Consider the following 9,066-nt stretch of genomic DNA (forward strand, 5'->3'; position numbering starts at 1 on the left):
GAATTTCAAAGCCAACGGAATCCCTCGCGATTCAGGCGCTGTGGAAAACGCTCTAATTTTCAGGGAAGCGTCGATCGCGTGTTGAAGCTCGGCAGCGGTCGAGGTGTCGTGGACAGTAACCGAGCGTTGCGCCGCAGGCTTCCGAGAACAAAAGGACCCGCCGCCCCGGGGGAGGGCGGCGGGCCGCGGGCCTTCGGATTTCTCCGTTGAGGTCCCGATCTACATGTCGTTCATCGGCATCGGCTTATCGGAAGGCATCGCCTTGGCAGAAGGCTTTGCCTTCGGTTTCATGGCCTTGCCCTTGCAGCATTTGCCGCCGCCCGACATCGAGGACATCGCAGGCTGACCAGCGTTCGCCGGCATGTTTGCCATGCCCGCTGCGTCCGGCTGTGCCTGCATGTTCTGCATGCCTTTGCTGTGATCGGCCATCATCTGATCGTGCATCTGCCCGCCGCCGTGCTGCATGCCCTGCTGATGCGCGGGACTTGCCGGCTTTGCCGGCTTGGCGGTCGGCACCGGCTTGGGCGGCATTTCGTCTGCAAGCGCGGGGGCAGCACCCAATGTCAGTATGCCCAGCGTCATCATGAGTGTCTTGTTGATCCGCATTGTCGTTCTCCAGTTGCGTTGTGCTCGAACGCCGTCGCTGGCGACAAGAGCCGGGCCTTGAGATGCGGACTTGGTCCGTTCGATCCTATACGTAAGTTACGAAGTACGGCCTGCTCACTGATCCATCATTGCCATCTTCCGGCATGCTGCGCCGCATTCCCGGCATGTCGCCGAGCAGCGAGCCAATTGTTCGTCTGCCCCTTGGCGAGCACATTCTTGGGCGCAACGATCACATGCGTCGGCGCACGCTCCGCACAGTATCGCGTGAAGCTCGGATCCGCGCAGCATCGAGTTCGCCGTTGCCTGACACAGTTCCGCGCAATCGGTAAGCATAGCGACCAAGGCAGTCGCTGCGCTCGAACCAGCCCGCTTCAGCATATGCGTCGCCGTTTCGAGACACATCCGGTGGGAAGCGACACACAGATCGATGCACTTGGCCATCGATATATCCATTCCCGCCATCTTTCGGTTCTGGGCCGCAGTCGACAGAGGCAGGGCAGCCCCCGCAATCAGGGCCGCGCCGCCCATCATCAAGGTACGCCGTTCGAACATGTTAAGCTCCTTTCCTGAAGCGCGCTCCACTATCCGCGCCCCGCCGTGCCATCCCTCGCCATCCGCGTGTCTTCCCACGGCCAGTGGCCATTGATCTCAACACCCAGCGAAATACTGAGGAACGTTCGAACGAGGACGAGACCGGCGAGGACGATGAGATCGTCGAGCGTCGGATTAATGACCAGGGATTTGACGATATCTCCGGCAACGAGGAATTCGAGCCCCAACAGGATGCTGCGTCCCAGCGTCGAGCGGAAAGAGCCGTAGGCGTCTGCCGCGCTGGTGAGCATCCGCTTGGCGAACAGTGCTGTGGCAAGAGCCGCACCAGTCAGGATGGTCACTGTACCGGCGAGTTCGAGGATGACAACGGCCAGCCGGAAGAATGCACTGAGCCAGTCCTGATCAGTGATGATCATACCAGCCACGTTTACGAATATTGTTGAAGCTGTCGGTGGTATGGCATGCGAAGCACTGGTCGACGCGGGCCTTTTCCCCCGCAGCGCGCTGAGAGACCATGCTGAAGTGCTCCATGAAATGACTGGGCGGCGCTTTGTGGCATTCCGAACATTGCGTCGAACTGACCGATGGATGCCGATAATTGGCTATCTTCCAACTCGTCGTCTTGTGGCAACTCGCGCAGTCCGTTCCAAACAGACCAAGATGCGGATCCCGGATCGAATGGCAACTTGCACAATTCAGCGCCGCTTCCGGACGAAAGCCGCCGAGCGGGGCGGACGAGGCCGACCCTCCTGGCGCGGAGCCGGAATCTGGTCGCCAGACTTTCTGATCCAGCAGGGCGGCGTGATCCATCCGCGTGATCCCACGATTACCATCATGCTCTACATGGCAGGAAGTGCACTGCGTCGCCTTCGCGTGAAATTGCGTCGACTGCTTGTTGCCGAAGTCGGTGCCCGCATGACAACTGATGCAGGTTTTGGTTTCGACGCCTTTGGCGGGCGTGTGGCAGGTGGTGCATTGCGGAGCGATGGCTTGATGCGCCGCCGACAGCGGACCCGGCGCTACCATGGCTTCGATCAGTCCTGCCTTGGCAGGAGCGTTTGCGCGCATCATTGCCGGAAGAACAACAATCACCCCGATTAGTGCGGCGATGAACAGCCAGATGAGCAAGCTGGCGCGCTTCATAGCCAGCGCAACCCATAATAGATGGCGGCAGTTACATGCAGCAGGAGCAATAGATAGAGAATCGCGCCTGCCGCGATGTGCAGATATCGCCATCGGGAAAAGAGCGCGTTGGTCGCCTCCTCGGCTCGGACGGCATATTCGACGTCGGACAGCGCGGCGGCTAACGAATCCTTGTCCTTGACGTCAGCCGCAGTCGGCGTTTGCGCCGGGATGAAAAAATAGCGCAGCCAGCGCGGGTGCGACTTGGCTTCTCCGGTCTGCTCTTGCGGCGGCGAGGGAAGATCGAGAAAGGCCGCATTGAGCGATGCGAGTTCGGACTTTCGCCCGCGAAGCGCCTTGGCAAGCTCCGCAAGGAGATAGCGCCCGACAAATCCGCTCAGCACTGTAAGCAACAGCAGGCCGGTCAACATCATGCCGATCGGGCTGGCGAACTTGTGGGCGGCATGCAGCAGCGCGAAGACCGGCGCGAGCACGCCAGCATAGATATGAATGGCCAGCAAAGTCGGCTTGCTGAAGATCGGTGACAGATAACGGTCGACCCATGCGACGTGCTTGACCAGAACATAGGGCAGGGTGAGAAGCATCAGCAGCACGGCTATGATCCCGAGCAGTCCACCGCCGAGGCTGCCGGGAAAGCGCGGTGACACATGAAGCAGGAAGCCGAGCGGAAAGAGCGCCACGAAGGCGACGAGCAGACCGATGAGAATATCGCCTCGCTCGCGCATCAGGCTTCTACCACCAGTGGGTCACCCTTGCTCTTGGCCTGACAGGCCAGGATATACCCACTCGCCTTGTCAGATGCCGCAAGGCCCTTCTCGACCTCCATCGAGACCTCGCCGGACAGCAGCTTAGTGACGCACACACCGCATTCGCCGACGCGGCAGGCGTAGGGAATTTCCACCCCGGCTCCTTCGGCGGCCTCCAGCACCGTCTGATCAGCCGGAAGGGCGGCGGATACGCCAGAGACCGAGAAAGTGACTGTTGTGGCCGCGACGTCGGCGGTTGCGTTATCCGTCGACTTCGAAGGGGCTTCACCGGGTGTAGGCGCAGGCTTGATCTCGAGAGCGTCCGGATCGCTCGGCATCGACGCAGGCCCGAAAGCCTCGGTGTGGATTTGCGCGTCGGGCACGCCGAGCGTGGCAAGCTGCTGTCCCATGGCCGTCATCATTCCGGGCGGGCCGCAAAGATGGATACGCCGCTTGCCGATGTCGGGAACCGCCTCGAGGAGCATCTCCTTTGTAATCGGTCCCTGCGGTCCTAGCCAGGTCGTGCCCGGCGATCGCTGCATGGCGGCAAACACACGCAGGTTCGCGAAGCGACGTTCCAGACGTTCGAGCTCTTCGCGGAAAACGAATTCGTCGGTCGAGCGCGCACCGTAGATGAAGAAGATCTCGCCTGGCCAAGCCGTGTCCGTCAGATAGCGCAGAACCGACATCATCGGCGTGATCCCGACGCCGCCTGCAATTAAAACGATGCTCTCCGCGTCCGTCCCGGTGAACGTGAACGCTCCAAATGGCCCCGTCGACTTGATAAGATCCCCAACTTTTACGGCATCATGCAGATGGCGTGAAACGGCACCCTGTTCCTCTCGCTTGACGGTAAGCTCGACATAGGCGCGCTGGGTCGGCGACGATGCGATCGTGTAGGAACGGCGCACGGCTTTGCCGGGATTTGGCTCTACCTCGACTTGAAGGAACTGGCCGGGCAGGAAGTCGAATGGCAATCGGTCGGCCGAAGGATCGGCCAGACGAAAGGTCTGGATGGTCGGGGTCTCGCGAACGATCTGGACGACACGTAGCGGGCCTGTCCAACTTTTGGGCTTGCGGAGCGACGCGCCGGCCGGGCTTGCCGCATTGCTTGGAGCAAGCGGCGGGGTTGCCGCCGCCTCTGCCGTCGTCGGTGATGGCGCGCGGAGGGCAACCGTCGTTTGCGCCGTCGCCGCAACTGGCGAAACCGAAGGGAGGGCGGGAGCGAGGCGCGATGACACGATCTTGCGGATGCGGCCCAGACGCATCAGCTGTAGCGCGACCAGGCTCGCGCTCAGCAGCGCGAGGAAAATCATCAGCAACAGGTGTGACGGCGAAAGACCGAAGGCATGGGCGTCATGGCGGTTTTCCGGATCGTCGATGACCAGTTGGTCACGAAACCAACGGACTGCCATTGGCTCGCCGGCAGGGTTGGAAATGGCATTGCGCGCCGCGACGCCGCTGCTGAACAGTGCGCTACCTTCACGAATCTGGCGCGCCGCGGCAATCTGATCGGCGGCGGTCGCGGCATGCGCGGCGGCACTCGAACCCTCACTGATTAGTTGCAAGCCTTGATGTGTGCGTGCTGAGGCCTGGGTCGCCAACTTGCTCCTGGCATTCTGATCAAGCGTCGATATCGACAGCAACTGGGAAATGAACGGCGTCCGCTTGTCGGTTTCACCCATCATCTCGCCCATCATTTTGCCCATGCCGCCACTTTCGCCAGTTCCCATCCCGTTCATGGGCGAGACAGGCGCGGGCGAAGTGGGAGGCGGGACGTCGCCAGCCGCCGCGCCGGGCATGGCAGCACCGCCGCCATGGTGCGCCGCGTGATCGCCTCCTTCCTGGGCCAGGAGGGGCGCAGGCAACGATGCCAATATAACGCCCAGGCTGCAGAGGAACTTCATAGGACTGCCCATCTCACCCCCAAAGGCATCTCACATGTCCTTCATCGGCATGGCCTGGTTGTCGGCAGGCGGTGCGGCTGCCGGCGCGGTGCTGTTGCCCATGTTGCCGTTGCGCATGGCATCATGGTCCATTTGTTGCTGGTGATGGCGCTGCATCTGCTCATCCATGGCATTCGCATCCATGTCATGGTCTGCCGCGCCAGCGGTTGTCGCCGCATCTGTCGCGTTGCCGCTCGCGGCGGTGGTAGCATTGACGGCCTTTTCTTCCTTTTTGCTGCCGCAGCCGGAGAGCATAATCGCCAGCGCCAGCGCGGCACCGCCGCCGAGCATCGCCATGCCGGTTTTCTTGGGTGTCATCTTCCTCATCCTTTCATGAATGGCCCAGGCGGCGTTTGCCACCCAGGCGAGATTTATTGTGCGCCGCGCAGGATTTGCTGGCACCGCCCGTGGGAAAGGTTCATGGGGTTCGCCCCGCGACCCTTCATCTCGTTATGGTCGTGCGTAGTGGCGACACCCATATCGCGCTCCATATTGCGGCAGGCGTCGATCTGAGCCGAGGTCGGGGGAGTTGTCGCACAGGCACCCAGGAGAATGATCGGCGCCAGTGCAGGAAGTGGAAATCTCATCATGATTCTACCCTTCGACTGGTGATTGTCCCTCCTGCGAATTTATTATCGTTTTGTCGCTCGATTGACGCGTTTCTCGGCGAGATAGGCGAGGATCGGGCAGTCTGAGACGGGGCCTTCGCCTGGACAATCATCGGCGAGTTCCTGCAGCACATTGCGAATGTGCGATAGTTTCTGGACCCGACTTTCGGCTTCCTGGATTTTCCCAAATGTAATCTCGAGAACTGCCGCCGCGGTCGCCGTGTCTGATGCCTTGATCGCAAGGAGGTGCCGCACCTGTTCAAGCGTGAATCCCAACTCCTGGGAAGCGCGGATGAAATTGAGACGCTGCAAATCTGCATCGCCGTAAACACGATAGCCTGCCGCCGTTCGTCCCGGCATCGGCAACAGCCCGCTCCGCTCATAGTAGCGGATCGTGTCGCGTCCCACCTGCGCTGCGTCCGCAAGCTGACCGATCTTGAAACTGCCCATGACATTCACTCATCTCTGCGGGTTGGATCATGGTCCAAGGTCAAGCCCATTCTGACGTTGATGGCCTCATGATCCACCGGTTGCCGCGCATGCCATCCGGCGCGGCGGGTTAGCGTCAGCGTGCCTGATTGCGCTGGAGTTCGACGATGTCGTATTTGGCAGGGCGGCCTTCGGTAATCGTGACATGGGCGAAATGATCGTCGTAGACGTGATCGATGGTGACCTTGCCGATACGCTGGCGATGAAAGGGTGTGCCGGCGCCCTTGGAGGAAGCCGGGCCGGGATGATTGACGACCCGGTAAACCTCGAGCGTCTGTCCGACTTCTGCGCCGTCGGCCTTACCGATGCACACGACGGTGCTGTTAGCGCTGGATTCGACGATCGAACCCCGCATGAAGAAGCTGTGTCCAATGCCTTGGGCGCTGACTGGTGCCGCACCGAACAGGGACATCCCTGCGAGCGCGATCATGACGGATTTCTTGATCATCTGAGCCTCCTTGGATCGCTCGATTGAGCGGAAGAAATTGTTTCTTCGCCGCCGAGACTATGGTCCTAGCTCCACCCTCGACATACGTATTGTTCGCAAGCACAATGAACCTGCTGCAGATGTGGGGCGGTCTGCAACCAGCGCACGCGGCCGCGACAATGCGGGAGTTCGGGAAGTGCCATGTCTTGTGAGTTGCGGTGAACGATCGCTGTGACCCAATTGTCGGCGTGCTACGACTGGCGCGTCGCGATATGCTCCGCCTCGGTGCGACGGCGGCTCTTTTGGGCGGCGCGCCGATCAGCCTGATGGCCAGCCCCGCACGAGATTCCACGATTTGGAACTTCGGCGCCGCGCCAGTCACATGGGATGCGTTCGAGCTTGTAACGGGCGACACGATGGTCGCGGCCGCACGAGTGAATGGACGAGAGGCACGTGGGATACTCGACACCGGCAGCGGAGCTTCGATATTGAGCACAGCGCTGGCGCAGTCTGCCCGACTGGAACGCAGAGAGGCACGAACAATCAGCGGCTTTAACGGGAAGACCGAGGTTGCCGTGATCCACGAGGTCGAGGTCGTACTGGGCGGAGAACGCCGCGTGCTACCATATGCCATTGTGAGTGATTTGAGCACGGTCTCCGCGGCGTTAGGACGCTCAATAGACCTCGTCCTTGGCGCGGATCTTTTCCAGGACAGATGCCTGGCAATTGACTTCAGCCGACGGCGCTTCGCGCTGTCGGCAACTGGAAGTTTCATTCCTGATCGAAGCTGGTCGTCCTTGAAGATCACACACGGCAGCAGGCGTGAGCTTATCGTCCAGGCGTCGCTCCATGGCCTCAAGTCCGTGCCCCTCATTGTCGATTTCGGCAATGCAAACGCTTTGATGCTGTCGGCTGCCTATATTCGCGATCATGCTTTGTTGGCCGGTCGCCGCAGCTCCTCCGTGGCGTTGGGCGGCATCGAGGGCCTGCGAACGGCCTCCCTCTTCACGCTGGATTCCCTCGACTTGGGCGACGTGCATGTTCCTAGCGTGCCGACGGTCGGCATGAGCAATTGGCAACCGACAAGTGCCGCCGGCGCCATCGGATTGCCTGCGCTCGCACAATTCGACACTATCCTTGATGTGGACAACGGACGTCTTTGGTTGAGACTGCTCCCTGCAGATCAGCGAGTGCCAATGCTCAAAGATCGCAGCGGACTCGGGATTGCCGCTGATACTGACAGCCTCCGCATAGTTTTTGTTTCTCCCGCTAGTCCAGCCGCCAGAGATCGCTGGAAAGTGGGAGAGAAGATCGTCCGGATTAACGGGGTCGCGATTGATCCCAGCTATACAGTCCACTCCCTCTGGCGTTGGCGGTTCGATCGCGCCGGAGCAACATACATGCTGACCCTGAGCAGCGGTGAACGGAGGAGACTGCGCCTCGCCGACTACTATTAGGTAACCGGGCGGGCATTTATTGGGGCGAACACCGGCGGTCTCGTCGCAACAGCGCTCACCAGGTTGTTCTCGTTATCCCATTTGAGAGCATACATCCTGTCGACCGACAAGCGCGTTGAAATCCGTGAATGGGGCAGTGCCGCACCGGCGCGGCGCATCCCCAACCTCCGTCCTTTTTCAACTTGAAACGATAAGGGGTGCGCCGAGGCGCGGCGTATATTGAATTAGGCAATGGAGAGTTTGCCATGGACGATCTCGACACGCTTCTCGGCCGATTGAGAAACATCCCCTTGCCGGCTGCACTGGCCGACATCGACACGGCCGTGTTCGCCGCACTTGAGGCGCGAAGAATCTCGCCGCTTCGCGGGCGGACCATCGCTCTGGCCGCCGCGCTGGCGCTTGCGATCGGTATCGCGGGATCGCTCATTCCAAGCAGCGATCCGGTGCGGACACTCCCATCACCCTTTGGCGCTTCGCCAATGCTCGCACCGTCGACCCTCCTTGGAAGCGAGCCATGAGCGCATTTCGTCAAGTGACCTTGGTCGCAATAGTGACGTTCTTGTCCGCCATCGCAGGTGTTGTCGTTGGCCGTGTCTATGTCGCACCGGCATCGCAGGGCGAAAATGAGATACACCGCCTATTGCACAGCCGCCTCGATCTGGGCGCCGGCCAGCAAACGAAAATCGAGATAATCGAACAACAATTCGCTTTGCGGCGTCGCGCCCTGCAGCTTGAATTGCGTGCCGACAATGCCAGGCTCGCGGCCGCCATTCAGGTCGAACGAGGCTATGGCCCACAAGTCGCGGCGGCGGTCGATCGGTCGCACAGGGTCATGGGGAACCTACAGCAGGACACACTTGAGCACATCTTCGCGATGCGGAGCGTCTTGCGTTCCGATCAGACCGTAAAGTTCGACGAAGCCGTGGCGAGCGCGCTGACCGTCAACCATAGATGATCCTTGATCCTTGTTGATTACTCGGACAGTGATCTTGCGGGACTGACACCTGATGGAAAACAAGCAGCCTGCGGCGAAATGACGAGGCTGTCAATCGGCGTCCAATCGGGACCCCCTATCGGCGCGCAAAAGGGACC

The 9,066-nt window shown here is 60.7% G+C and carries 11 protein-coding genes; 3 read left to right on the plus strand and 8 right to left on the minus strand.

Translation table 11 applies throughout. From position 1 onward, the window contains the following. Positions 1-219: 219 nt before the first annotated feature. The 8 genes from ACEK02_RS15735 to ACEK02_RS15770 form a co-directional block, all read right to left on the minus strand. The gene (locus ACEK02_RS15735; protein ID WP_371422554.1) at positions 220-606 is read right to left on the minus strand and encodes a hypothetical protein; all 387 of its coding nucleotides are present in this window, start codon (positions 604-606) and stop codon (positions 220-222) included. A gap of 581 nt (positions 607-1,187) precedes the next feature. Then, positions 1,188-1,574: a DUF1622 domain-containing protein gene (locus ACEK02_RS15740; protein WP_371422555.1), complete on the minus strand. Its 387-nt coding sequence runs from the start codon at positions 1,572-1,574 to the stop codon at positions 1,188-1,190. Continuing rightward, the gene (locus ACEK02_RS15745) at positions 1,561-2,301 is read right to left on the minus strand and encodes a cytochrome C (protein ID WP_371422556.1); all 741 of its coding nucleotides are present in this window, start codon (positions 2,299-2,301) and stop codon (positions 1,561-1,563) included. Before ACEK02_RS15745 ends, ACEK02_RS15740 begins: the two co-directional genes overlap by 14 nt. Continuing rightward, on the minus strand, positions 2,298-3,026 hold the full coding sequence (locus ACEK02_RS15750; protein WP_371422557.1) for a hypothetical protein: 729 nt from the start codon (positions 3,024-3,026) through the stop codon (positions 2,298-2,300). Before ACEK02_RS15750 ends, ACEK02_RS15745 begins: the two co-directional genes overlap by 4 nt. Further along, positions 3,026-4,954 carry an FAD-binding oxidoreductase gene (locus tag ACEK02_RS15755; protein WP_371422558.1) on the minus strand — a complete coding sequence of 643 codons (1,929 nt, stop codon included), beginning with the start codon at positions 4,952-4,954 and terminating at the stop codon, positions 3,026-3,028. Before ACEK02_RS15755 ends, ACEK02_RS15750 begins: the two co-directional genes overlap by 1 nt. Positions 4,955-4,984: 30 nt before the next feature. Then, positions 4,985-5,290 (minus strand): hypothetical protein, encoded by a 306-nt coding sequence (locus ACEK02_RS15760; protein ID WP_371422559.1) that lies wholly within the window; start codon positions 5,288-5,290, stop codon positions 4,985-4,987. Positions 5,291-5,625: 335 nt separating this feature from the next. After that, complete coding sequence (locus ACEK02_RS15765; protein WP_371422560.1) at positions 5,626-6,051, minus strand: heavy metal-responsive transcriptional regulator; 426 nt, start codon at positions 6,049-6,051, stop codon at positions 5,626-5,628. A 115-nt stretch (positions 6,052-6,166) separates the two neighbouring features. Then, positions 6,167-6,538, minus strand: a complete 372-nt coding sequence (locus tag ACEK02_RS15770; RefSeq protein WP_371422561.1) for a hypothetical protein — start codon at positions 6,536-6,538, stop codon at positions 6,167-6,169. Between the two features lie 197 nt (positions 6,539-6,735). Between ACEK02_RS15770 and ACEK02_RS15775 the strand changes: the two genes are divergently transcribed. The 3 genes from ACEK02_RS15775 to ACEK02_RS15785 all read left to right on the plus strand — a co-directional run bounded on the left by ACEK02_RS15775 (position 6,736) and on the right by ACEK02_RS15785 (position 8,929). Further along, on the plus strand, positions 6,736-7,974 hold the full coding sequence (locus tag ACEK02_RS15775; RefSeq protein ID WP_371422562.1) for an aspartyl protease family protein: 1,239 nt from the start codon (positions 6,736-6,738) through the stop codon (positions 7,972-7,974). A gap of 245 nt (positions 7,975-8,219) precedes the next feature. Continuing rightward, complete coding sequence (locus ACEK02_RS15780) at positions 8,220-8,492, plus strand: hypothetical protein (RefSeq protein WP_371422563.1); 273 nt, start codon at positions 8,220-8,222, stop codon at positions 8,490-8,492. Next, positions 8,489-8,929, plus strand: a complete 441-nt coding sequence (locus ACEK02_RS15785) for a periplasmic heavy metal sensor (RefSeq protein WP_371422564.1) — start codon at positions 8,489-8,491, stop codon at positions 8,927-8,929. Before ACEK02_RS15780 ends, ACEK02_RS15785 begins: the two co-directional genes overlap by 4 nt. Positions 8,930-9,066 lie beyond the last annotated feature (137 nt).

Origin of the sequence: Tardiphaga sp. (genome assembly GCF_041424195.1) — a bacterium.
Taxonomy (GTDB): Bacteria; Pseudomonadota; Alphaproteobacteria; order Rhizobiales; family Xanthobacteraceae; genus Tardiphaga.

Excerpts from the sequence above, each read along its gene's own strand:
- ACEK02_RS15735 (WP_371422554.1), bottom strand. The coding sequence starts at position 606 with ATGCGGATCAACAAGACACTCATGATGACGCTGGGCATACTGACATTG.
- ACEK02_RS15740 (WP_371422555.1), bottom strand. The coding sequence starts at position 1,574 with ATGATCATCACTGATCAGGACTGGCTCAGTGCATTCTTCCGGCTGGCC.
- ACEK02_RS15745 (WP_371422556.1), bottom strand. The coding sequence starts at position 2,301 with ATGAAGCGCGCCAGCTTGCTCATCTGGCTGTTCATCGCCGCACTAATC.
- ACEK02_RS15750 (WP_371422557.1), bottom strand. The coding sequence starts at position 3,026 with ATGCGCGAGCGAGGCGATATTCTCATCGGTCTGCTCGTCGCCTTCGTG.
- ACEK02_RS15755 (WP_371422558.1), bottom strand. The coding sequence starts at position 4,954 with ATGAAGTTCCTCTGCAGCCTGGGCGTTATATTGGCATCGTTGCCTGCG.
- ACEK02_RS15760 (WP_371422559.1), bottom strand. The coding sequence starts at position 5,290 with ATGGCGATGCTCGGCGGCGGTGCCGCGCTGGCGCTGGCGATTATGCTC.
- ACEK02_RS15765 (WP_371422560.1), bottom strand. The coding sequence starts at position 6,051 with ATGGGCAGTTTCAAGATCGGTCAGCTTGCGGACGCAGCGCAGGTGGGA.
- ACEK02_RS15770 (WP_371422561.1), bottom strand. The coding sequence starts at position 6,538 with ATGATCAAGAAATCCGTCATGATCGCGCTCGCAGGGATGTCCCTGTTC.
- ACEK02_RS15780 (WP_371422563.1), top strand. The coding sequence starts at position 8,220 with ATGGACGATCTCGACACGCTTCTCGGCCGATTGAGAAACATCCCCTTG.
- ACEK02_RS15785 (WP_371422564.1), top strand. The coding sequence starts at position 8,489 with ATGAGCGCATTTCGTCAAGTGACCTTGGTCGCAATAGTGACGTTCTTG.